At 36.1% G+C, this 24,776-nt stretch carries 19 protein-coding genes and 1 pseudogene; 18 read left to right on the plus strand and 2 right to left on the minus strand.

Going from position 1 to position 24,776, the window contains the following annotated elements; translation table 11 throughout:
* Positions 1 to 140: 140 nt before the first annotated feature.
* On the minus strand, positions 141 to 1,094 hold the full coding sequence (rocF, locus tag JFU24_RS28700; protein ID WP_201250826.1) for an arginase: 954 nt from the start codon (positions 1,092 to 1,094) through the stop codon (positions 141 to 143).
* A gap of 558 nt (positions 1,095 to 1,652) precedes the next feature.
* On the opposite strand from rocF, the gene JFU24_RS28705 reads away from it, so the two are divergent.
* From JFU24_RS28705 to JFU24_RS28755, 11 genes and pseudogenes are all read left to right on the plus strand, one after another.
* Positions 1,653 to 3,731 (plus strand): helix-turn-helix domain-containing protein, encoded by a 2,079-nt coding sequence (locus JFU24_RS28705; RefSeq protein ID WP_201250827.1) that lies wholly within the window; start codon positions 1,653 to 1,655, stop codon positions 3,729 to 3,731.
* A 316-nt stretch (positions 3,732 to 4,047) separates the two neighbouring features.
* Positions 4,048 to 5,315: pseudogene (locus JFU24_RS28710) on the plus strand (transposase).
* A 513-nt stretch (positions 5,316 to 5,828) separates the two neighbouring features.
* On the plus strand, positions 5,829 to 8,012 hold the full coding sequence (locus JFU24_RS28715; RefSeq protein WP_201253587.1) for an acetate--CoA ligase family protein: 2,184 nt from the start codon (positions 5,829 to 5,831) through the stop codon (positions 8,010 to 8,012).
* Between the two features lie 7 nt (positions 8,013 to 8,019).
* Positions 8,020 to 8,478, plus strand: a complete 459-nt coding sequence (locus JFU24_RS28720; protein WP_201250829.1) for a MaoC family dehydratase N-terminal domain-containing protein — start codon at positions 8,020 to 8,022, stop codon at positions 8,476 to 8,478.
* Positions 8,479 to 8,573: 95 nt separating this feature from the next.
* On the plus strand, positions 8,574 to 8,990 hold the full coding sequence (locus JFU24_RS28725; protein WP_201185069.1) for a MaoC/PaaZ C-terminal domain-containing protein: 417 nt from the start codon (positions 8,574 to 8,576) through the stop codon (positions 8,988 to 8,990).
* Positions 8,991 to 9,025: 35 nt separating this feature from the next.
* Entirely contained in the window at positions 9,026 to 10,189 is a 1,164-nt protein-coding gene (locus JFU24_RS28730; protein WP_201224266.1) for a thiolase C-terminal domain-containing protein, read from the plus strand.
* 11 nt (positions 10,190 to 10,200) lie between these two features.
* Positions 10,201 to 10,617: a Zn-ribbon domain-containing OB-fold protein gene (locus JFU24_RS28735; RefSeq protein ID WP_056523585.1), complete on the plus strand. Its 417-nt coding sequence runs from the start codon at positions 10,201 to 10,203 to the stop codon at positions 10,615 to 10,617.
* A gap of 39 nt (positions 10,618 to 10,656) precedes the next feature.
* Positions 10,657 to 11,853, plus strand: coding sequence for an acyl-CoA dehydrogenase family protein (locus JFU24_RS28740; protein WP_201185060.1), 1,197 nt, complete (start codon positions 10,657 to 10,659; stop codon positions 11,851 to 11,853).
* A 22-nt stretch (positions 11,854 to 11,875) separates the two neighbouring features.
* Entirely contained in the window at positions 11,876 to 13,042 is a 1,167-nt protein-coding gene (locus JFU24_RS28745) for an acyl-CoA dehydrogenase family protein (RefSeq protein WP_201224267.1), read from the plus strand.
* A gap of 35 nt (positions 13,043 to 13,077) precedes the next feature.
* Complete coding sequence (locus JFU24_RS28750) at positions 13,078 to 14,553, plus strand: aldehyde dehydrogenase family protein (RefSeq protein ID WP_201224268.1); 1,476 nt, start codon at positions 13,078 to 13,080, stop codon at positions 14,551 to 14,553.
* 66 nt (positions 14,554 to 14,619) lie between these two features.
* Complete coding sequence (locus JFU24_RS28755) at positions 14,620 to 15,894, plus strand: MFS transporter (protein ID WP_201250830.1); 1,275 nt, start codon at positions 14,620 to 14,622, stop codon at positions 15,892 to 15,894.
* 956 nt (positions 15,895 to 16,850) lie between these two features.
* Here JFU24_RS28755 and JFU24_RS28760 read toward each other — a convergent pair.
* Entirely contained in the window at positions 16,851 to 17,942 is a 1,092-nt protein-coding gene (locus JFU24_RS28760; protein WP_201185052.1) for a carbohydrate kinase, read from the minus strand.
* A 412-nt stretch (positions 17,943 to 18,354) separates the two neighbouring features.
* Between JFU24_RS28760 and JFU24_RS28765 the strand changes: the two genes are divergently transcribed.
* The 7 genes from JFU24_RS28765 (at position 18,355) to JFU24_RS31080 (ending at position 24,683) form a co-directional block, all read left to right on the plus strand.
* The gene (locus tag JFU24_RS28765) at positions 18,355 to 19,254 is read left to right on the plus strand and encodes an EamA family transporter (protein ID WP_201250985.1); all 900 of its coding nucleotides are present in this window, start codon (positions 18,355 to 18,357) and stop codon (positions 19,252 to 19,254) included.
* 158 nt (positions 19,255 to 19,412) lie between these two features.
* Positions 19,413 to 20,507 carry a carbohydrate kinase gene (locus JFU24_RS28770; RefSeq protein WP_309559281.1) on the plus strand — a complete coding sequence of 365 codons (1,095 nt, stop codon included), beginning with the start codon at positions 19,413 to 19,415 and terminating at the stop codon, positions 20,505 to 20,507.
* On the plus strand, positions 20,508 to 21,437 hold the full coding sequence (locus JFU24_RS28775) for a pseudouridine-5'-phosphate glycosidase (protein ID WP_201224271.1): 930 nt from the start codon (positions 20,508 to 20,510) through the stop codon (positions 21,435 to 21,437).
* Positions 21,438 to 21,565: 128 nt separating this feature from the next.
* Positions 21,566 to 22,747, plus strand: a complete 1,182-nt coding sequence (locus JFU24_RS28780) for a NupC/NupG family nucleoside CNT transporter (RefSeq protein WP_201224272.1) — start codon at positions 21,566 to 21,568, stop codon at positions 22,745 to 22,747.
* A gap of 23 nt (positions 22,748 to 22,770) precedes the next feature.
* Positions 22,771 to 23,700, plus strand: coding sequence for a nucleoside hydrolase (locus JFU24_RS28785; RefSeq protein WP_053346272.1), 930 nt, complete (start codon positions 22,771 to 22,773; stop codon positions 23,698 to 23,700).
* A gap of 92 nt (positions 23,701 to 23,792) precedes the next feature.
* Positions 23,793 to 23,948, plus strand: coding sequence for a hypothetical protein (locus JFU24_RS31430; protein ID WP_446728310.1), 156 nt, complete (start codon positions 23,793 to 23,795; stop codon positions 23,946 to 23,948).
* Positions 23,949 to 24,482: 534 nt separating this feature from the next.
* Positions 24,483 to 24,683, plus strand: coding sequence for a cytochrome P450 (locus JFU24_RS31080; RefSeq protein WP_313888834.1), 201 nt, complete (start codon positions 24,483 to 24,485; stop codon positions 24,681 to 24,683).
* Positions 24,684 to 24,776 lie beyond the last annotated feature (93 nt).

Consider the following 24,776-nt stretch of genomic DNA (forward strand, 5'->3'; position numbering starts at 1 on the left):
ATGTGGGCCATCCGTCAATGGGGAAGAAGCCCGCAGATGACAATATGGGCTTTTTTCAATGGACCATCTTTTTGAAAATTTGAGATTAATAAAATCGCTCTATATTTCTATCAATAACAGTTATCTCAAAAAAAGTTCGACTATTTAACATCAGCCAGTAAATTAGGAGTGATAAGGTGATCGTCCGCTCCATAAAGTAATTTTTCTCCAAGCAAAGAGCCCATTAATGCGACAGCAACTTCAGCTGTTTTATTATGCTCGTCCAAAATTGGATTTATCTCTACAAACTCTGCGGATGTAATGATATTGGCTTCAGCTAGCATTTCCATTGCAAGATGGCTCTCACGGTAACTAATACCTCCCATGACAGGCGTTCCTACTCCCGGTGCATCGTCTGGATCAAGACCATCAAGGTCAAGGGATAAATGAACAAGATCTGTATGTTCTTTAAGATAGGCAATCGATTCATCCATTACTCTTGTCATTCCTAATCTATCAATCTCATGCATTGTATATACTTTAATACCCTTTTCTCTAATTAACTCTTTCTCACCTTGGTCCAAGGAACGGGCACCAATAATAACAATATTCTCTGGTTTGATTTTTGGTGTATATCCACCAATGTTAGTCAGTGCAGGGTGGCCAAGTCCCAAACTTACTGCTAGAGACATACCATGTATATTTCCTGAAGGAGAAGTTTCGGCTGTGTTTAAATCGCCATGCGCATCATACCAAATTACCCCTAAGTTCTCAGATTGCTGTGCTAAACCTGATAATGTTCCGATAGCTATACTATGATCTCCACCTAAAACTAAAGGAAATCGATTTAATTGAGTGACTTCAGCAACTTTTTGACTTAATTTTTCATTGCCTTCTGCTACATCCTGTAAATTCTTTAAATTAGTATCTGCATCACTTTGTGCTCTCTCTCGTATCTCTACTTTAATATCACCTTCATCATGGACAGTATAGCCAATGTTTTCAAGTCTTTCACTCAAACCTGCATATCTGATAGCACTTGGACCCATATCTACTCCTCTTCTAGTTTGACCAAGATCCATTGGAACACCAATAATTGAAATTTCTTTCTTCATGTATAATTCTCCCCCTTCAATTTTTCTTCCCTAGTATAAGGGTAAAAGGATAGATGACTCAACTCGACATTTTTTTGAATATTTATACGATTGAGAATAGAGAGAAAGGCATGGTAAAAAACACCTATTGACAATCCGTGAAGCATGCAAAACCTTTTCTAACGAGGTTATATGTTATGTTTAAATACAGTGTTTTAAATTAGTACATAATCACGATGCTTACAGAGCTGCAAACCTCATTAATGAGAGGGGGCAGTTCTTTCAAATTAGACTTCCTAGTGAAGAGATGATTGATTTCTGGAGTAATAAATACCTTGAGCAAATCAATATACAAGCAGGAATTAGAGCAGTTACTAATATAAACCAAGGAAGGATTTTATATCTTCATATTGAATATATTAGGTAGACAGTTTTTTTCAGCATAAGAAAAATTTCTAATAGTATATTATTCTGATTTTTATTTCACATAGTTAAAATAATCATATTTCACTACATATATATCATCTAAAACATTGAGTGTTTTTGTATATCGATTTAGGTATTGTCTAGGAGGTATTTATGCAGAAAAGTAATAATAAACACAGTGAAACAATGGATCGTAGCGAAGCGAATGATAGTATTGAGTATCTATCGAATCGTTGGTCAAGTAAAATTAATAATTTTTTGGTACTCTGCATTTATGAACAAAACAATCAATATCATGATTTCAATAAGGTATTCAAATCACATAAGCTGGAGGGTTCGACAGGTTTTCTAACGTTTAAAGATGGATTAAATAATAAAAGCTTTGTTATTTGGGAGAATGCATATAAAGAAAATGAAGAGCTGTTTGCCAAGTTGAGGCTAACGGCGAGAAACGAAACGATATCACAAATAGCTCAAAATGTTGTGTTTTACCTTTTATGTGAATATGAAAGAATTTCTTCTAAAAGTCATGCTATTTTAAAAGAAAAACAGTTAATAGAAGATTCAATATATCAAATGGAGAAAATTTTGAAAAAGGATACATTTTTGGCTGAAAAACCTGTTTGGGATGAATTCAATAGCTGGTTTAGACTTCAAATAAAAGAATGTATCCTTGAAGAAATAGCCATATCAATTGGCTTTAATGAAATGGAAAGACTTGATGTTCAAGAATTGAATAAATTATTTTATCATTTTCTCACTAAAAATTTTGCTGAAAACAAAGAATTTGTTTCGAAAATAACATATATAGTAAATGGGTATACCCAAGAGTGGGTTGATAAAATTATTTTTGAATTTAATTTAGAAACCAGTACGATTGAAAAAATAGAAAATCTTCTTTGTTTTAAAAAAGATTCTTTTCAAACATCAGATTTATTATTATCCACAATAAGAGATTTTTCTTTCAACTTAACTATTCAAGACCATTTGCTTGTGATGAATAGCGCCCCGTACCAATCAGTTAGAGACGCAATCTATAAAAAAAATTTCGGAAATGATGGGGATATCCCTTGGCCTGCAACACCTATTCAAAAAGGTAATACAGAAGGTTTTATACAAATTATCCCTATAGAGTACGATCACACATCAATTATTGAGCATGCAATTGTTAAAGAAGCATGGAACCGAGTACAATTATTGTCTGATGTGGATGTGGATGTTTTTGATGCACTTTGCAGCCTTTTTTTATCCAAGGCAAGGCATAATGAAGAAATAGTAGAAATCTATTTGAATGACCTACTATCAATTAGAGGGTTAAAGCCTAAACTTGGAGGAGACGGGCGTCGAGGTGGATATGAAGCAAGACAACGCGAACAAATTTTGAAATCGCTTACAAATATTCAGAGCATATGGATTAACATTAACAAAGCTGTCATCTATGAAAAAGGTAAACCTGTTCAGACAACACTCCAGGGGCGGACGTTCATTTTTAAAGATTATATGGGAGAAGAATATGGTATTTCAGAAGAAACATGTAGAAAAAAGATAACGTTTACAATTGATAAAGTGTTTGCTAAGTATCTAAATGGTTCTGCAAGGCAAGTTGCTCTTCTTTCAATTAAGGCATTGCAATATAATCCTTATAGACAAATTTGGGAGAAAAGACTTACAAGGTATTTAAGCTGGCGTTGGAGGACTCAAGCTAGAAAAGGAGACTTTTTACAGCCAAATAAAACAAGTACACTATTGGAATCAATCGGCGAAAAAATGAATAATCGCACACCTTCTCGTACTAGAGAGCGGTTTGAAAAAGCTTTGGATACATTACTAGAAGATGGTGTCATTGCGTCATGGCATTATGAAAAATGGGATGAATCTATTGCGGATTATAAAGGATGGGCAAGTATTTGGTTGAATTCTATGATTTTAATTGAGCCACCGGAGATTATTAAGGACCAATATCGTTCAATTGAAAAAAAACAAAAAGTTCGAAGTGATATTCGGCATTCACAACAGGAATCTAATAGTCAAAAGAGAAGTGAAAATATTGGTGAGCAAATAAGAATCACTAGAAAAATTCTTAATCTTTCTTTATATCAATTAGCAGAAGAACTAGAAATATCTGCTCCTTACGTGAGTAACATTGAGAGAGGAATCAAAAGGCCATCACATAAAATTCGAACGAAAATGATAAAATGGCTGGAAAAACAGGAACATAAAAATAAATCATAGCATTATACTAAACCTCTTCATCTATATGGAAGAGGTTTCAGACTGTAGACAAACTCGATGAAAATCGAGTTTGTCTACAGTTTTTTTGAGGGGTTGTAAAAATTCGAACGTTGATTGGAACGTAGGGCACTCGCTTTCCGCGGGCGGTCAGGGAGCCTCCTCGGCGCCTTGTGGGGTCTCCCTTGGACACGCTTTTCCCGCAGGAGTCTCGCACCTTCCGTTCCAATCAACTTTGTTCTAACAATTAGATATAACCACTTTTGTCTACAGTCTTTTTTGTTTTAATATAGGAGTATTAAAACTTGAGGTGATGACGATGCTTTCGAAACATAATTCTATTCAGCGAGATCAACTTGAAATGATTACTTCGGATCAACTGGAGCCCGTGAACCATTTAGTTCGTAAAATTGAGGGGGCCATTGACTTCACTTTCATTTATGACTTGGTGAAAGATATGTATTCAGAGATAGGGCGCCCAAGTATTGATCCAGTTATAGTTAAATTTGACATTCATTCAATATACCTTCGGTATTCGTTCGATGCGTAAAACGATTGAAGAAATTGAAACGAATATGGCTTACCGTTGTTTTTTAGGTTACGGTTTCCATGATAAAGTACCTCACTTCTCAACGCCCGGGAAAAATTATGAGCGTCGCTTTAAAGATACAGACCTGTTTGAACAGATTTTTTATCGTATCTTAATGACAGCTTCAGAAAGAAAAGTTAATAAGTGCAGAGCACGGACGCCTTCAAGAAGAAATAAATCAAGATCGTGAAAACAAGGGAAAGAAGCCTTTTCCACCGGATAAATTTGATAAAGAAGAAACCAAAGAAATTAAAGAAAGTACAACTGACCCTGAGAGTGGCTACTATGTAAAAGATGAACGAACAAAACAGTTTGCCTATTCATTTCATGCGGCTGCGGACCGCAACGGTTTTGTGCTGGGGACGATTGTAACACCGGGAAATACGCATGATAGTCATATCTTAGAGCCTCTTGTTGAACAAGTGATTGAGAAAGTTGGAAAACCTGAAGCTGTTGCCGCAGATGCAGCTTACAAAACACCAGCTATTACAAGCTACCTTTTTGGGAAAGAAATCACACCAGCTTTACCCTATACACGTCCACGAACAAAAGAAGGGTTCTTTCGCAAGCATGACTATGTTTACGATGAACATTTTGATAGTTACCTCTGCCCATCGGGCGAGATTTTAAAGTACTCAACAACAAATAAAGAGGGCTATCGCGAGTACAAATCACCCAAACACACTTGTGCGACATGCTCATTTTTATCACAGTGTACAGTAAGCAAAGACCATCAAAAAGTGGTGACACGCCATATCTGGCAAAATTATATGGAAGAAGCAGATCATCTGCGTCATCACAAGGATGTAAAACCTATATATGCGAAACGTAAAGAAACAATAGAGCGTGTATTCGCAGATGCAAAAGAAAAGCATGGTATGCGTTGGACTACTTTAAGGGGACTTAAAAAATTGTCGATGCAGGCGATGCTTACTTTCGCTGCCATGAATTTAAAGAAGATAGCCAATTGGACATGGCAAGGTCCAAGAATGGCTTAATAAAGTGGGCTCGTAGAGGCCCAATCTCTTAATCTTGAGCAAAATTCAAAGGGAAATTCAAAAGGGGTCCGGAATTAAAGCATTCCGAACCCCTTTTGTCTACAAACTGAAACCTCTTCATCTATATGGAAGAGGTTTTTTCGTTATTAAATGTGAATGTTTCTTCAAGATTCATGAATTCTTGATAAGGAAAAATCCTGAATGTATTTTTCATATTTTGTTATACTTTTTAATTTTAAGAAATTTCCCATATATGGTTTTCTGAAAAATAGTTCGGCGCTTATCTTGTTCCAATGTCGGGGTTATCGGTGCGTAAAGTCGGGGTAATCGAGAACATTTATTTTTAATAGGATTCTCGAAAACCTTGTCGCATATAGTTTTTTGCTGACCTTTTTTAATTATTAACACCCTAATGTTTAAATGAATTTAACAAATGTGATTTTTAAGAATTTTATTGCCTTCCATGTAAGATTACAACAAAGATATTTTCTGTATATGTGGGGGGGAAGATTTTTGACAAAAGATAATAAGTTAAATAATTCTTATGAAACTCTTGAGCCATTATTTAATCCAAAATCTGTCGCAATCCTAGGTGCTTCTGAGAGTAAATACAAAATCGGATATTTACAAGTTAAAGCTCTTTTAGATGGCCAGTTTAGTGGAGAGATATATCCAATCAATCGTAAAGCAAAAGAAATCGAGGGTTTAAAATGTTACCCATCTTTATCAGGTATCCCAAACGATATTGATTTAGCTATTTTTTGCCTAGGTGCTGAACAGGTACAGCAAGCTTTAGAGGACTGTGCGCAAAAGAAAGTAAAAGCAGCGATCATTTTTGCTGCAGGTTTTTCTGAAACCGGGGAAGAAGGTGTCAAACAACAGGAGACACTTACTGAACTTGCTAGAAAGAATGGCATACGGATAGTGGGACCTAACTGCGTTGGTTTAGTGAATTTGTCTAATGGTTTAATAGGTACTTTTTCACCTGCTATTCTATCTGTACCTTTAAATGATCAAAGAGGTGTGGGGTATGTTTCACAAAGTGGAGCGTTTGGTGTATTAACTTATATGGCAGCAGCGCAGAATGGGCTAAGCTTTAATTACTTCGTGAGTGTAGGAAATGAAATGGAAACTGAATTCTCAGATATTATTGAATATATGATTCATGATCCAAAAACAAGTGTAATAAGTGGCTATTTAGAAGGAGCTAAAAACCCAGATAAATTAAGAAGCTTAGCTAAAGAAGCGTTGGATATGAATAAACCAATTGTTGTCATGAAAACAGGACGAAGTATAGCCGGTAGCAGAGCTGCTGCATCTCATACAGGATCACTTGCCGGATCAGATAAGGTATATGATGCCTTTTTTAAACAATCAGGCATGGTTAGAGCCGACGATTATGAAGATATCATATCTTTTTCTAAGCTTTTCCTTTCCAATAAACTTCCAAATGGGAGGAATACGGTAATAATCACTAGTTCTGGTGGCAGGGGTATAAATGAAGCAGATCGTTGTGAGGTCTATGGTCTTAATATCATACCACTAAGTTCGAAGACAACAACAGAGATTAAGCGCTTTTTACCTAACTTTGCAAGCGCTTCCAACCCTGTTGATTTAACAGCTGCTGCATCAGTTTCAAATCCAGAATTATTTATAGCTCCATTACGAGCACTTATTGAGGATCCAGATGTCGATAACATCATTTTCACAGAATTTCCGTTCAGTTGGACCGCTGAAAATCCATTATTGCAAGAGTTTATAGATATTTGTAGCCGTTCAAATAAATTTGTATTTATTACAACATTCCCGTTAGATGGTATGTCCCTTCCTCCGGGAACTCCAGAGCTTGTAAAAAATGGTATTCCAGTTATACCAGGTAATCTAAATCCAATTAGAGGATTAGCTAAATTAGTGGAGTACAGTGAATACTATCGGAAAAATCAGGAAGCAAACGTTTTCAATTCCTCAAAGAAAATAGAGAAACAAAGATTACAAAGCTTGTTGAAACCCGGTACTACATTAAGTGAATCTCAAGCAAGTGATATTTTAGAACGCTATCAGATTCCGACTACAAAGCGGGTAATAGCTGAAAATGCAGAAAAAGCTTCCCAACATGCAAACAAAATCGGTTACCCGGTTGTGCTAAAGGTTGATTCTCCAGATATTCCTCATAAAACGGAGGCAGATGCCATTCGATTGAATCTAAAAAATGATCAAGAAGTAAAGAAAGCATTTAATGAGATAAAACGTAATGCACTAAATTATAAACCAGATGCAAAAATCAATGGAATTTCTGTTCAGGAAATGTTACCTGATGGAGTTGAAGTTATTGTTGGTGCGAGTAACGATCCTGTATTTGGACCAGTTATTATGTTTGGTTTAGGCGGAATATTTGTTGAGATTTACAAAGATATTTCGTTTAGAATAGCCCCTCTAACGAGAAAAGATGCGCTTGAAATGATTGAAGATATTAAAGGAAATGCCATTCTAAAAGGGGCGCGCGGAAAATCTTCAATTGATATTGAAGCCATCATTGATGTGTTATTAAAGGTTTCTGCTCTGGTTACTGATTATAAAGACTCCATCGAAGAGTTGGATATTAATCCTTTAATAGTTTACGAAAATGGGATCAAAGCGGCAGATGCCATGATTGTAGTAGGAAACAAAGTCGATGAAAAAGCAACCATTAGGGGGTAGAAAGCAAATGGATTTGGAAAATTTAAACGGTTTAACGGGCTCAGAATTTATATTTGAAGTCGAAAAAAGGCATATACGTCAATTCGCAGAAGCGATAGGCGACCTTAATCCTTTATACGTGGATGAAGAGTATGCTGCAAAAACGTCATATGGCGGCATTATTGCACCACCAACCTTCCCTATAGCAATTGGACAAGATAGTGGAGAAAGCCTTGACTTGGGTCTCAATCAAAAAAGAATGCTGCATGGGGAACAGGAGTTTATTTATAATCGTCCAATTCGACCCGGGGATATCTTATATTGCCAGATGAAAGTATCTGATGTGTACGAACGTGAAGGCAGAAAAGGACCTATGCAGTTCTTGGTACTTGATACAGAAATGAAAGATGAATCTGGAGAGTTGGTTGTTATTAGCAGAACGAATATTATTTACCGTCCTTTAAGGGGCAGTAATTCGCCTGTTTGAAAACATCATCAATTATAAGTGAGAAGCAAATTAATAAGAGAGGAATAATCATCCAAGACAGAAGGATAATTTGCCACTGAAAGGAGGAATTGAAAATGTTGATTTATGAAGGTTTATATGAAGGTCAAAAGCTTATGTCCCTCATCAAGCCGGCAGTAACAAAGGTGCAACTAGTCAAATATGCAGGTGCTTCAGGAGATTTTAACCCGCTACATACAGATGATGCCTTCGCAAAGGAAATCGGAATGCAAGGTGTGATTGCTCACGGAATGCTGGTAATGGGATTTTTAGGTGAATATGTAATGAAACTAGCTGGTGATACAGCGGTGCCGTCTAACTTTAGAATGAGATTTGGCGCTGTAACTATACCAGGAGACCAAATTACTTGTTCTGCGTTTGTAAATAATGTGTATGAAGAAAAAGGTCAGCGGTTTGTCAGACTTGACCTTATTGCTGAAAAGGAACCAGAGCAGGTAGTAGGCTCAGGCCAAGTAGTTTTACAGTTTCAGTAAGTAGTTTTTAAGCAATCAAAGGGGAGGTATTTTTTATGGGAAGCATGAAAGATCGCTATGCCATAGTTGGTGTAGGAGAAAGCGAGCGTTCCAAGAATTCGGGCACAACTCCGTTACATTTGGCATTGGATGCAGCACGAGCTGCATTGAATGATGCTGGCCTTCAAGCGAAAGATATTGATGGTTTTATGAGTTATTCAGAAAATGATTCTTGTACATCACATCAGTTAGCAACATATTTAGGGGTCCGTCCGAAATATGTAAAAGATATTATGGGTGGAGGAAGCAGTACGGAAATGTTGATTGCTGATGCCGTTGGACTTATTGAAACAGGCCAATTAAATACAGTGTTGATTTATCGTTCTATGAATGGTCGTTCTGGTGTGCGCATGGGCGGAGGCGGATGGGATGTAAATATGCTTCAATCAGCCATTGAAGGTGGAAGCTTTATCATTCCTTACGGAGCTGGTAGTCCAGCTCAATGGTTCGGACTTTTTGCAACTCGTCATATGCATGAAACTGGGCTTACCCAGGAGCATCTTGGACATGTTTGCTTAAGTTTTTATGAACATGCTCAACGGAATCCTAAAGCTTACTTTTACGGTAAACCTTTAACGATGGAGGAATATCAGAAAACACCATATTTAAGTTATCCGTTTAAAAAACATGACTTCTGTCTGGAATCTGATGAAGCAAATGCGATTATTGTTACATCAGCAGACCGAGCTAAAGATTGCAAATCCAAACCAGTATACATCATGGGTTTATCAGCTAGACAGTGTGTGTCACATGCACATTATTGGAATGATTTATCTGAAGTGGCAGCAGACTATGTTGCCCCTGAAGTATATAAAATGGCTGATGTAAAACCTGAAGATATTAATGTTGCTTCTATTTATGACTGTTATAGCTGGGTTGTCCTTCGTCAGTTAGAGGCATATGGATTTGCTCCACGAGGTGAAGTAGGGAATTTTGTAGCCGAAGGAAACTTGCGTATGGGTGGGGAATTACCTTCAAATACAGCAGGAGGAATGCTGTCAGAAGGCTATACACATGGGATGAATAACGTATTGGAAATTGTTAGGCAAGTTCGGCACGAATATAAAGGATCAGATCGTCAAGTAGAAAATTGCGAAATAGGCATATGTACTGGCTGGGCTGGTCCTGATATGGCTGGAGCTATGATTCTTAGAAATTAGGAGGGGACAAAATGGAATTCCAAAAACCAATTCCGCTGAAAACACAAGATAATAGTCCGTATTGGGATGGAGCAGACCGTCATGAACTGATTCTACAAAAATGTAAAAGTTGTAATGAATATTCACATCCTCCAGGTCCGAGTTGTGCAAAATGCGGCAGTACTGAACTAAGCTGGGAAAGCCAAGGCAGTGATATAAATGGAAAAGTCTATTCGTATATTGTTTCTTATCGTCCTTTTCTTCCAGGGTTTCAAGATGATTTACCGCTCATTATTGCGATTGTTGAATTAAATAAGTTACCACAGGTCAAATTAATCGGAAATATTCTTCAATGTTCACCTGATGATATTGAAATAGGAATGCCTGTTAAGATGGTTTGGAAAGAAATTACGGAAGACCGCTCACTTCCGCAATGGACTCAAGTGTAGAAAAATAATTTTGTTTAGCTAAAAGGAGGAAAGAAAACTATGGATTTTTCATTTACAACAAAAGAAGAAGAATTCCGACATGAATTGAGAACCTGGCTTGAAGAAAATTTACCTGAAGGTTGGTTAGATGGAACTAGCAAAATATCTAAAAATGAAGGTGAGTATGCTATTTTCTTGAGAAACTGGCAAAGAAAATTATATGAAGGTGGTTGGGCAGCGATTGCTTGGCCGGAAAAATATGGAGGTCGAGAAGCAACGTTGATGGAGGAAATTGTTTATCAACAGGAAATGGTTCGTGTTAAGGCGCCTGCACTTGTGAATTATGTAGGCATTCATATGGTAGCACCGACTCTAATGCAAATTGGGACAGAAGAACAAAAATCAAAGTATATCCAAAAGATTCTCACAGGTGAAGAGGTATGGTGTCAAGGATATTCCGAACCAAACGCAGGATCCGATTTATCAGCTATTCAAACAAGCGCAGTGAAAGATGGAGATCGTTGGATAATAAATGGTCAAAAGGTATGGACCAGTTTTGGTCATTTAGCGGATCGATGCTTTTTACTAGCTCGAACTAATCGTTTCGATAAGAAGCATAAAGGAATAACGGTGTTTCTTTTAGATATGAATCAACCAGGAGTAGAAACTAGACCTATCATTCAAATGGATGGTCAGCATGATTTTAATGAAGTGTATTTAAATGATGCGATTGCGTATGATGCTGAAATTGTTGGTGAAGTGGATGAAGGTTGGAAGGTTACAATCGCCCTGCTTATGCACGAGAGAACAGGAATCGGCGGACAGGTTTTTACACTAGAGCAGCAGTTTAATGAGCTTGTGTCTTTGACTAAAGAGTTAAAAGAGGATGATCAGCCATTAATGGCTAACCCGCTTGTTCGTAAAGAAATGCTAGATTTATATACTCGTACCCGTGGTTCGCTATTAAATTATTATCGGAATTTAACGAAAACATTAAAAAACGGTCACCCGGGAGCGGAAGGCTCAATGGATAAATTGATGGTAAGTGAACTCACCAAAGAGCTTCTTTCTCAATCGATATCTCTACAGGGTCATCAAGGCGTTTTATGGAAAGAAGATGCAATCACTGCCAATTCATACTGGCAAGATAATTATCTTTATTCCTTCGGCCAGACAATTGGCGGAGGAACGAGCGAAATACAAAAAAACACAATTGGAGAAAGAATTCTAGGTTTGCCGAAAGATATGGGACGTTAAGACTAAAAAGGGGTGATTAAAGATGGATTTTTCTTTAAATCAAGAGCAAGAGATGTTTCGAGGATATGTCCGAAAGTATTTAGATGATGCCGGGCAAACAAAAACTGCCCGTGAATTTATAAAAGGTGAAACAGAATCATTACAATCAATATTAACTGGTATGGCCGAATTAGGTTGTACAAGTATTAATATTTCGGAAAATTACGGAGGAATGGGTTTAGGTCCTCTAGATTTAATACCTGTTCTTGAAGAAACTGGTCGTTCTTTATTGCCAGGCTTATATTTAGAAACGAATGCACTTGCAGTTCCATTACTAGAGAAATTCGGTACGGAAGAACAAAAAGAAAGATATTTGTCTGAAATTTCGAATGGGACAAAATCATTTTCTCTAGCTTGGTTGGAACCAGGTGGAAGTTATAACCCATCTGGTATTAATCTAGCAGTAAAAGAAGAAAATAACCATTTGGTATTAAATGGTGTGAAATCATTAGTTCCCGATGCGGAGTTAGCTGATCATTATATCGTACTAGGTCGCACCAGTACAGGTAATGGTAAAGAAGGGATTTCATTAATTATTATTGATCGAACAGCAACAAACATGACTATCCAAAGCCAAAAAAACATTGATGAAACGCGAAGATTAGCAGAACTAACATTCACTAATGTTGAAATTCCAATGAATCAAATACTTGGACCTCTCCATCATGGCTGGAAAACTCTTCAAGAAGGGTTACTCTCTTTCAATGCGGCTCTTTCCGCAGTAATTGTCGGTAGTATGGAGAAAGTGGTAGAGATGGCTGCAGAGTATGCAAAAATTCGGGAACAGTTTGGTCAGCCTATCGGAAGATTTCAAGCCATTAAACATAGAATAGTAGATATGAAAATGGATCTTGAGACAGCTCGGTCCTTAGCTTATTATGCAAACTGGGCTTTGGAAAGTAATGCAGAAGATCGTGTTCAGGCTATTTCTTGCGCTCGATTATTTGCAACTGACGCATTTACCCGTATTTCTTCCGATAATATTCAGATTCATGGCGGCATTGGATTTACAGAAGAAATTGATTGCCATCTTTTTGTCAAGCGTGCTAGGTTCTATGAAAATTATTTAGGCAGTACAGAGCATTATTATAATCAAGCGGCTACAGCATTAGGTTGGTCTAACAAAGATGAAGCTATTATTTCTGTTTAAAAGGCTTACTTATTTTGAAAGGGCGGAGATTTTCATTGAAAACTGCAAATGAAATAAGAGAGTTTCATAATATCATTAATGGAAACCTGATTACTTCTTCTTCGGGAACCCGAATAGAGAGTATTGATCCTTCAACAGGAAAGGTCTGGGCTACATTTCCTTGTAGCACAAGCCAAGATGCTGAATCGGCAGTAGAAGCAGCTCGAGCAGCTTTTGAGGAGTGGTCGTCTCGACCGGCTATGGAGCGTGCTGCTTTTTTAAGACAAATAGGTGACTTAATCATTCAACATGGTGAAGAGTTAGCTGAACTAGAAACAAGAGATAATGGATGGGTAATTAAAGAAACGAGCTATGGTCTAATCCCTAGTTTAGCAAGTCTTTGGTATGATGCAGCAGGAGCAACGGCTGTTGGAAGTAAGGGGGAAACTGTTCAATTGGGTCCAACAAGCGTTGGATATACATTGAGGGAACCATTAGGGGTCGTAGTAGGCGTTCTTCCATGGAACTCCCCGCTTTTTACTTTTTCTATTAAAGCAGCTTATGCGCTTGCTGCTGGAAATACGGTGATTATCAAACCATCAGAAATGGCATCTATTGCTTCATTGCGATATGGTGAACTAATTAATAAGATCCTTCCACCTGGAATTCTAAATGTTGTATCAGGAAATGGAGTGGAAGTAGGAGATACATTAGTCAGTCATCCTAGAGTAAATAAGATTAGTCTAACTGGATCTGGAGGAACGGCTAGGGCGATTGCGCAATCAATAGCTCGGAAACCAAAGCCGATGATTTTAGAACTGGGTGGGAAGTCACCAAACATAGTCTTTGCAGATGCTGATCTGGATAAAGCTGCACAAGGAGTTACAATTTATGGAATCTTTAGTGGTAACGCAGGTCAACTCTGTGTAGGTGGATCACGGATTCTTATTCAAAGGCCGATTTTTGATGAGATGATTATCAAAATGAAAGAAGTAATAGCTCAGCAAATTCAACTAGGAGATCCAATGAATCCAAAAATCTCAATGGGACCAATTGCTAACTCCTCACAATATGACAAGGTATGCTCGTATATAGAATTAGGAAAAAAAGAGGGGGGAGAAGTTATCATAGGCGGTCGTCATGGGGGTGCCGCTCTATTACCTGACGATCCCCAATTAGCGGATGGTTATTGGGTTGAGCCTACGTTAATTAAGGTCAATAGTAATTCTCTTCGAATCTGCCAAGAGGAAATCTTTGGTCCTGTAGCAACCGTGATACCATTCGATACGGAAGAGGAAGCAATAGCCATTGCAAATGATAGTGCATTTGGTTTAGGAGCTGGCGTTTGGACATCGAATTTGGATCGAGCTCACCGGATGATTCGTCAATTAGAATCAGGAAATGTCTGGGTGAACTTGTTCCGTAGAGTTGGACCAGAGCTTCCATTTGGAGGACAAAAAGACAGTGGATTTGGAACGGATTCCATCCTTGAATATACCCGTGAGAAGACCTGTTATATTGAAATCGGATGAACCTCACATTATGTAATCTAGCTAGTAAAGAACTTGTTGTAAATAGAGAAACTGGAGGTTCAATAAATGGCACAAGGGTCTAAAGGTGTTTTTTATGGATGGTATGTTGTGTTGTGTGGCTTCTTTATTATGTTCGCCGGCTTCTCTATAATAAATTCTTTACATAGTTTATTCATGGTCCCTGTTACAGATGATTTAGGGATAAGCAGAACCGCTTTTTCAATCGCACTTTCGATTGCCGGCCTTGGAGTGGCTGTTGCTTCTCCATTCATGGGTAAACTGTTAGCAAAAGGAAATATGAAATTGATTATGTCAATTTGCGTAATTATGGCCGGAGTAGGATTTATGTCATATTCACTAGCAAACTCAGCGCTATATTTTAGCATTGTAGGATTTATGATAGGTATCTGTGTGGCAGGATTCTCCAATATCCCAATTTCAATTATGGTAACCAACTGGTTTTATGAGAAAAAAGGAAAAGCAATGGGTTTAGCCTTTGCGGGTTCAGGTATTGGAGCTGCAGTGTTAAGTCCAATTTTAACTACATTAATCTCAAATTACGGTTGGAGAACAGCCTACGTTATTGCTGGTGCACTTATCATTGTTTTAACGTTGCCTTTAGTACTACTATTTGCCAAGAAAAGTCCTGCAGAAAAAGGACTAGTTCCACTGGGAGCAGACAAGATGGAATCTGCGGAGAATTTAGAGTCTGAACAGAGTGGCCTAACCATGGGAGAAGCAAAGAAGACAGCTATGTTTTGGATTTTTGTCCTAGGAATCGTTTGCTTTGCATTAGTTGCAGGCGGCGTTCAAATGCATATTCCAGCCTATCTAATGGATATCGGACATCCAGCCATCTTTGCCGGCACAATTTTTGGTATTCTTTCCCTTGCAAATACGGTAGGGAAGTTGATTTTAGGTGCAGTATTTGATAAGTTCGGTACTGCAGGTGGTGCAATTTATGTTGGATTTTGTATGACGACTGCTATGGTAGCGCTTCTGTTAGCTAAGACACAAGCATTCGCTTTCTTATTTGCAATTGCATTTGGCTTTAGTATTGTCATTTCCACATTAGGTCCGCCTTTTATGACTAATGATATCTTTGGAAAGAAAGATTTTGGATCTATTTTTGGTATAGTGCAAGTTTTCTTTGTAGCGGCAGGTTCCTTTGGGGTAATAGTTTCTGGTTTAATCTATGATGTGACTCAAAGCTACCGTGTAGCTTGGATTTTCTTCCTTTGTTTATTCATCTTCAGTATGGTCTGTGTGTTAGTAGCAAACAGTATGAAAAAAACAACGAAAGAAAAATTCAAAAACACTTCCAATCAAAAAATTATATAAAGTTGTTGAATCATGTTAATAGATCCTAAGAAATATCACTGCTACGACATTTCAACTTAAAATGTACCATTCCTATTAAATGAATGTTTTCTAAAAAAAGACACTAACTTTACGAGTAGTGTCTTTTTTCTTATCCATAACCAAGGTGAGTTATTCTCTATTTTGTCAATTAGTAATCAAATTCATCATTTATGAGAATATCCAAGAAATATTAAGAATATTCATGTGTCTGTTTAGGATTATTTGTGAAGGGGATTTTTGTCCCTTAATATCGGATCCAATTACAGGGCATGGATCCAGAGAGTATCACAGTGGCAGGTGACAGCGATTACCTTGATGTCCAAAGAGCGTGGAGGTCCGATTATCCGCCAACAATTCTGAAAAAAGTATCAGGTCGTTCGTCCTTATCATCAAACTTTTAGGTGGAAGTAGTAAAAGAGAATCTGTATGGGAAATACATACACAAATCTTTATCGAACATGGATTTGTGAACAATACCATAAGTATGCCGGGCTGCTTTTTCTATGTAAAGGTTGATTATCCTTGTAACGATGGATTATACCTCCTAATTTATTTTAGTATAGCTAAAGACTAAGGCTGAATAGGCATATCGAACACAAAAATCGTCATCGCAGTATCAATATCTATATTAATATCCGTAATCGAACTCAAAATATGTTGATTGTTGGAAAACAGGAGGGTTGAATAACTTAAAGCGATGGGAGAATTAGACGTTAAAAAGCTGACATTTTATAAGTTGGCATAAGAATACGAAAGAGATGTAAAAAGGATGATTATATATAGAAGAAACTCGTCTAAAAAGAGCATCTGCTAAGGAAAAGGCAGATGCTCTTTCAAGAAAAGGGGACTAATTTTTTGTGGATATGACATTCACAACGAAATAATCATCCTTAAGTAACGAAATGGAGTATTTCTAAGGTGAGAATATGATTTCATCACGAAAAATTCTTTACTATTTCATGAATTTTTTCAGGTTTCAAAAATGATGATATAGATTCTTCAGTTTGAATGGTAAGAGCAGCACCAGCAAGACCTAATTTGCAAGCACTAAATAGCGATTCTTCGTTCAGGATTCCGTAGATTGCACATGAAGAAAATGCTTCACCAGCCCCTGTGACATCAACTACGTCAGTTTTGAAAGGAGGCAAGTGTCCAGATTCCTCTGTAGAAAAATAATAAACCCCCTGATCACCAAGTGTGATAATAACTTTTTGAACGCCACGCTGTCTAATTTTTTCACAGGCTAATTGGCAATCCTTGATTGATTCGATTTTTATTTCAGCAAGTATCTCTGCTTCTTCTCGGTTAGGCATCAGCAGTTCTACACCGTCAAGACGAAATGGAAGTTTTCGTGCTTTGGCTGTAGATACAGGGTCAATGTACATAGGAATGTTTTCATCACGGCAGCGGTTAATTAAATAACTGAGACATTCCTTAGGAATATTCGTATCCAAAAAAACAGCTTGGGAGGAAATGATATAGGACCATTTTTCCTCAAACATAGATGTTGTTATTTTTTCGTATATATTCATATCAGCCATGGAGACAATGCTTTCACCATTAATATCTAATAAGGTGGTAAAAGTCCCTGTTCGCTCTGTTGGTAAAACCCATACTTGACTAACATCCACTCCTTGTCTTTTCGTTTCATTCAGTATCCAGTTACCTTCTTTGTCGTCCCCTACACAAGCCATTAGAGTAGTGCTACAGCCGAGTCGACTTAAATTTTCGGCAAAGTTGCGTGCTATACCGCCACAAGCTTCAGTAATTTTTACTGGATTAGATGAATATAAACGCACCTCCTGATTTGATCGGGCTTTCCGGTCTGTGTTTGCCCCTCCAATACAGACAATCGATGATTCTTCTCGGAGAATATAGGCGCGTCCTTTTATTTCACCACGTTTCGTCAAGTTAGCAATATAATTGGCAACTGCAGGTCGTGATAAACCAACTTTACTTGCTAATTCTTGCTGTGATATGAAAGGATTTATTTTTATGTAATCTAAAATTTGTTTCTCTTTATCCATGAAGTAGCCTCACTTCTCATTAAACGATAGTTTATTATATAAACAAAAGTTTGTAAACGTTTAAATAGATTAATCATAATAACTTTAACTTCTGTTTGTTTACAAGATAGCCGAAATTTCTTAGTATACAAAATACCCTTTTTTCGAACCAAAGTAAAACAATAGGATTAATTCATTTTTTTGAAAGATATTAAAATTTTTTAGTATTCTCATTTCTAGCGACAAATAAATTATACGCTATCTAAATATTACAGACAAATGATTGGCCAATCAATAATAAACAAAAAATAGATTGTAAAAATGTTTATCTTTGATCTATATTGAAGATTATGATTTTTTGTTGGATTTTCAAAAATCATATTTAAAATTCAATGAATATTAAAAAATGATAGGAGGAATTAGAATAATGAAGATTTATCTGTACCCCTTGTTGGTAGTAATAGCAGCTAGTAGTTATGGTTTAGTTTCAACTATCATAAAACTAGCAATGAGTAGTGGTTTTTCGGCATCTGAAGCTGTTACAAGTCAATTTTTTTTCGGTTTTTGTATTGCAGTATGTATTTTCATTCTGACAAACCGAACAAAATTTAGCTTTAATGGAGTTAAAATTCTTTTCTTAGCTGGAGTATTTACAGGGTTGACAAATATTTTTTATGGTCTTTCTTTGAACTATTTACCTGCATCCTTGGCCGTTGTACTATTGTTTCAATTTACATGGATAGGCATGTTGATTTCTTGTATAACAAAACGAAAATTTCCCAGTCGAATTGAATTGATATCTCTAATAATATTGGTTGCAGGGACCATACCAGCTGCGGGTTTGATAGATGTTGATTTATCTCAAATACCTTTTCAAGGTTGGTTATGGGGTTTAGCAGCTGCTCTTTGTTATTCCCTATTTTTATTTGTAAACGGTAGAGCAACTACAAATATGAATACCACTAATCGCTTAGTATTGGTTTCATTCTTTGCTTTTATGATGTCGGTTGTTTTTCAGTCTCCAGAAGTTATTTGGAATGGAACCTTGTTTAGCGAAGGACTTTGGATTTATGGTTTGATATTGGGGTTATTTGGGATGATTATTCCGGTTTTCTTATTCACTATTGCAGTTCCTAAAGTTGGATTGAGTATGTCATCAATATTGGGTGCTATTGAATTGCCAATCGCAGTGATGGTGTCAGTCATATTGTTAAGTGAAAATGTTACTTCACTGCAAATAGTAGGTATTGTAACCATTCTTCTAGGCATGAGCTTACCAACAATGCTTAATAGAAATATATTGTTAATTAAAAAGAAAGTAGTACAACATTAGGCGCAAAATAAAATTTTCAATAAAATAACATGGTGTCATTTGTAATTGAATAATTATTTAAAATATTATTGACAATTAAAAATGTAAGCGTGTACTAAACGTATGTTCATAGAATAAACAATTGTTTAAAGAAGTGAGGTGTAAAAATGGCTAATGATATTAATGAAAAAGAAGAGTTGATATTAGATATGATTCGAGAAAATCCCTTTATTTCTCAACAGGAGTTATCGGAAATTGTGGGTATATCAAAGTCGTCTATTGCTAATATTATTTCTGGATTAATCAAGAAAGAGTATGTCTTTGGCAAGGCTTATGTTTTAAATGAAATAGCTCCTATTGTTTGCATAGGAGGTGCTAACGTAGATAAGAAATTTTATACAAAATATAAAATTACTAATGAAACATCTAATCCAGTAAGATCTTCTAGATCGGTTGGAGGAGTAGCAAGAAATATTGCTGAAAATTTAGGTAGATTAGGTGAGGATGTTACATTAATTTCAGCAAGTGGTCTCGATTCAGAGTGGAAAGAGATTTATGAATTATCGTCACCTTTTATGAATTTAGAACATGTCTCTCAAAATGAAAATTTGACAACAGGATCTTATACAGCAGTTTTAGATATGAATGGGGATTTATCAATTGCATTAGCAGACATGGACGTTTTTGAGAATATTACACCTGAGTTGTTGATTAAAAACAGTAATATTCTTAGAAGAGCCAAATGTATAGTAGTGGATTTAAATTGTCCTAGTGAAACAATTGATTTTCTTTGTTTTTTCACATCTAAACATAATATTCCATTAGTCATTATTCCTGTTTCGTCTCCCAAAATGAATAGACTTCCAAAAACCTTGAATGCAGTTAGTTGGCTCATCGTAAATAAAGATGAAACAGAAACTTTTATGAATATTAAAATCAATGATGAAGAAGATTGGGGAAATTCAGTTAAAGAGTGGATAGATTTAGGAGTCAAAAATGTTATTGTAACGAATGGTTCAAAAGGTGTAATGACAGGTAGTGAAAATGGTGAGATTCATTATTTTCCTGCCATAGAAACACCAATTGTTGTTGATGTTACAGGTGCTGGAGATTCATTTTGTTCAGGCGTTATTTATTCCTGGTTACAAAAAAAAGAAATTGATTACATAATAAAAGCTGGCTTGGTCAATTCCCATAAAACAATTATGTCGAAGTATACAGTTAGACAAGAATTATCAAAAAAACAATTAATGTTAGATATGGAGGCAATTTAAATGAAAAAATATATTGAATTATCTGCAGAGGTACAACAAGCAAAAGAGGAAGGAAAAGCAATCGTTGCATTAGAATCTACTATTATTTCACATGGTATGCCTTATCCTCAAAATGTCAAAATGGCTCGTGAAGTTGAACAAATTGTTCGTGATAACGGTGCTGTTCCAGCAACAATGGCTATCATTGATGGAAAAATTAAAATTGGTTTAACAGAAGATGAATTAGAATTATTTGGTAAAAGTTCAGATGTTGCTAAAGTATCAAGACGTGATTTAGCTCAAATTATTGCTACAAAACAACTAGGAGCAACGACTGTTGCTACAACGATGATTTGCGCTGATTTGGCAGAAATCAAAATCTTTGTAACAGGTGGTATTGGTGGGGTTCATAAAGGTGCAGAAACTACTATGGATATCTCAGCTGACCTTGAAGAATTAGCCCAAACTAATGTAGCGGTAATTTGTGCTGGTGCTAAATCAATCCTAGATTTATCGCTTACACTAGAATACCTTGAAACAAAAGGGGTGCCTGTAATTGGATATGAAACGGAGTGCCTACCAGCATTCTACACAAGAAATAGTGAATATCTATTAAACTTCTCCACTGATTCAATCGATGAAATTGCTGAAACATTAAAAACGAAATGGGAATTAAATCTTAATGGTGGAGCAGTTATCGCTAATCCTATTCCTGAAAGATTTGCTATGGATGAAGATTATATCAATGAAATTATCAGTCAAGCAATTAAGCAAGCAGAAGAAAATCATATTATTGGTAAGGATAGTACACCATTCCTGCTCGGAAAAATAAAAGAATTAACCGGCGGTAAAAGCCTTGATGCCAATATAGAATTAGTAAAACATAATGCTAAAGTAGGAGCCGAAATAGCAGTTAGTTTCAACAACAAAACTAAACTAATACTAAACTGAGTTCGTAATTAGCATAAACTCAACTTCTATAAAGTTAAATGTCTCAGATTATTGTTAACAACTAGACTTTATAGAAGTTGTTTTTTATAACATATGTAAACGTTTCCATTTAAAAGGAGAGCCTGAAAATGAATTTTATCTTCTTAATAACAGGAATTTTACTTGTTTTTGTTGTTGCTTTTTTAGTAAGTAACAATAGAAAACAAATACAATATAAACGTATTCTGATTATGTTAGCTGTGCAAATCATTTTAGTTTACTTCATGATGAATACTAGTATAGGGCTAATTGCGATTACTAAAATAGGAGTGTTTTTTGAAAAATTAATGGCGATTGCTGATTCAGGAATTCAATTTGTATTCGGTGGAATGGTGAATGAAGGTGCAATAACGTTTTTCTTTGTAGCGTTATTACCTCTGGTTTTTATGTCAGTATTAATAGGAATACTTAATTATATAAAAGTATTACCATTCGTAATCAAATATATCGGTTTGGTTTTAAGTAAAATAACAGGAATGGGTAAACTAGAAAGCTATTTTGCTGTATCTACAGCTGCTCTGGGACAACCAGAAGTGTTCTTAACCATTATCAAGCAAATACCACTCTTATCTCCAAAAAGACTTTACACAATTTGTACATCAGCAATGAGTGCAGTAAGTATGGCGATGGTTGGGGCTTATATGACAATGTTAGAGCCAAAATATGTTGTAACTGCTGTTGTATTGAATATTTTTAGTGCACTCATAGTTGCTAATATTATTAACCCATATGATTTAGACGATAATGAGGATTTAATTCAAATTGAAGAAAATGAAAGAGTTCCTTTCTTCCAAATGGTTGGAGAAAGTGTAATGGATGGATTTAAAATTGTTATTATCGTTGCTGCTATGCTATTAGGGTTTATTTCCTTGATGGAATTGATCAATGTGATTTTTCTAGGTGTATTTCATGTTTCTTTCCAAACGGTTATTGGTTATATTTTTGCACCAATTGCTTTTTTAATAGGTGTTCCTTGGGCAGAAGCTGTACAAGCAGGTGGAATAATGGCGACAAAACTAGTTACAAATGAATTTGTTGCAATGTTGAATTTTGGTGAGATTTCAAACCATCTTTCCGATAAAACAGTTGCTATTGTTTCAGTTTATTTAGTTAGTTTTGCAAATTTTGGAACTGTGGGTATTGTTTCAGGTTCAATCAAATCAATCAGTGAAAAACAAGGGAGCTATGTTGCAAAATTTTCATTGAAATTATTGTTAGGTGCGACATTAGCATCTGTAATTTCAGCTACAATTATGGGTATTTTCATGTAATTTTTAGATAGAGGTGAAATATGATGATTAAAAGAAGAATTATTATGGATTGTGATCCAGGACATGATGACGCAATTGCAATTATTTTAGCTGCTGCACAACTAGAATTGGAGATTTTAGGGATTACAACAGTTTCCGGGAATGCTGAAATTGAAAAAACAACTATGAATGCATTAAAAATTTGTGATTTAGTTTCACTAACGGATGTTGTTGTTTCAAAAGGGGCAAGCGAGCCATTGATTCGATTACGAGAAACTGCACCTGGTATTCATGGAGATTCAGGTCTGGATGGTCCAGAATTGCCCGAACCTTCTCGTAGCTGGAGTGAGGAGCATGGAGCTGACACAATCATAAGACTGTTAAAAGAGTCAAAAGAGCCTGTTACAATTCTTCCAACAGGACCATTAACAAATATTGCATTAGCTTTATCAAAAGCACCAGAAATTAAGGACAATATTGAAGAAATTGTTCTTATGGGTGGTGGAACATTTGGTAACTGGACTCCAACTGCTGAATTTAATATATGGGTTGATCCAGAAGCTGCAAAAAAAGTATTTGATAGTGGTATTCCAATAGTAGTTATGGGATTAGATATAACACATCAAGCCATAGCAACACGAGAAGTTATCGATCAAGTGAATAAAATTGATAACAATGTTGCTAAAATAGTTGGTGAATTATTAGTGTTTTTTGCATCAACATATAAGGAGATGTTCGACTTTGATGGGGCACCAGTACACGATGTATTAACTGTGGCATATTGTGTTGCACCAGAATTGTTTAAGACGAAAGATGTAAATATTACAGTGGAAACTAAAGGAGAGTTTACTGCAGGAACAACGTTAATTGATCTACATGGGGTCACTGGTAGAAAAGTTAATGCTAAGTTTGGATTAGAACTTGATGTAGAAGGTTTTTGGAAGCTAATGATTGAAGCACTTAAAAAATACTAGATTTGAGTGGTGTACTTGAAACATTAACGGAAGTATCTCATGATAAAACCCTAGATAGATTATAAGAGTCAAAAGAAAAACCCAAAGATATCATTGGTTACTGCGAAGGAAAATTAGCCGGCTATAAGAAACCAAAATCAGTAGACTTTGTACATGAGCTCCCACGAAACCCATCGGGGAAAATACTAAAAACAACATTGCGGGATTCCTTTGCAAACGATAGAAAGGGAATCTTTCATATAAAATAATTTTTTCTATTACCGAAACAAGATGAAAAGCAACTGCGTTGATTAGGCAGTTGCTTTTTTTATAAAATAGACTATCGCTAATAGGTTTAAAATAACAGCCTTTGCTCCTTGAGTAAAAGGCTGTTTTAGAGGATAAGGGGAGTATTCTGTTAAATAAGTTTATAAACACCTATTAAAAAAAGTTATAGTGTTGAATTTTTTTAGTCAATAACTCTAGTTTTTCTCAACTACAATACAAGCCATTTTATATAAAAGTCATATCATGTATAGAAGGCAGGATATGATCGATATTACGGCCCTTTTTCGCCTGGGGATTTCATGAAATTTACCTATACTCAAAAAATCATCTAGGAATCGATGCTTTTTTTTCTCCTGTCTTTGTCACTGGATGTGAAGTGGAAGAGGAGGTGGAGATAAATAAGTATCAATTAAAAAAAGGAATGTGTTCCTGGTAAGCCAGTATGTAATGCACCGAAAGCCCGAGTATTTCTATAATATATAGTCTTTTAAGCCTGAACGATTGAAATTAATTTTGTGGAAACCATCCGGATATATGCCTACTTTTCATTTTGCGAAGGTCCGAGAGATTGTATTGGTAATAATTTTGCATTGATGAAAGCAGTGCTTGTGCTTGCGACTATTGCAAAGCGGTACAAGCTAAGGGTAGCTTCGAATCATCATGAAGTAAAGCCCCATCCATCTAATACCCTCAGGCCAAGCGAGGATTGCGCATGATCGTAGAAAAAAGAAATGAATTCGGTCGGCTATCAACCAGTAGCAAAATAAATAATTTCTCAACGCTCCAATATAAACAGCTAGAACACAATC

Source organism: Peribacillus sp. TH27 (assembly GCF_016650915.1).
Lineage (GTDB): Bacteria > Bacillota > Bacilli > Bacillales > DSM-1321 > Peribacillus > Peribacillus butanolivorans.

Coding starts and splice junctions, on each gene's coding strand:
- JFU24_RS28760 (WP_201185052.1), bottom strand. CDS start 17,942: ATGGATAAAGAGAAACAAATTTTAGATTACATAAAAATAAATCCTTTC.
- JFU24_RS28730 (WP_201224266.1), top strand. CDS start 9,026: ATGGGAAGCATGAAAGATCGCTATGCCATAGTTGGTGTAGGAGAAAGC.
- JFU24_RS28735 (WP_056523585.1), top strand. CDS start 10,201: ATGGAATTCCAAAAACCAATTCCGCTGAAAACACAAGATAATAGTCCG.
- JFU24_RS28725 (WP_201185069.1), top strand. CDS start 8,574: ATGTTGATTTATGAAGGTTTATATGAAGGTCAAAAGCTTATGTCCCTC.
- JFU24_RS28745 (WP_201224267.1), top strand. CDS start 11,876: ATGGATTTTTCTTTAAATCAAGAGCAAGAGATGTTTCGAGGATATGTC.
- JFU24_RS28705 (WP_201250827.1), top strand. CDS start 1,653: ATGCAGAAAAGTAATAATAAACACAGTGAAACAATGGATCGTAGCGAA.
- rocF (WP_201250826.1), bottom strand. CDS start 1,094: ATGAAGAAAGAAATTTCAATTATTGGTGTTCCAATGGATCTTGGTCAA.
- JFU24_RS28775 (WP_201224271.1), top strand. CDS start 20,508: ATGAAAAAATATATTGAATTATCTGCAGAGGTACAACAAGCAAAAGAG.
- JFU24_RS28780 (WP_201224272.1), top strand. CDS start 21,566: ATGAATTTTATCTTCTTAATAACAGGAATTTTACTTGTTTTTGTTGTT.
- JFU24_RS28755 (WP_201250830.1), top strand. CDS start 14,620: ATGGCACAAGGGTCTAAAGGTGTTTTTTATGGATGGTATGTTGTGTTG.
- JFU24_RS28785 (WP_053346272.1), top strand. CDS start 22,771: ATGATTAAAAGAAGAATTATTATGGATTGTGATCCAGGACATGATGAC.
- JFU24_RS28740 (WP_201185060.1), top strand. CDS start 10,657: ATGGATTTTTCATTTACAACAAAAGAAGAAGAATTCCGACATGAATTG.
- JFU24_RS28720 (WP_201250829.1), top strand. CDS start 8,020: ATGGATTTGGAAAATTTAAACGGTTTAACGGGCTCAGAATTTATATTT.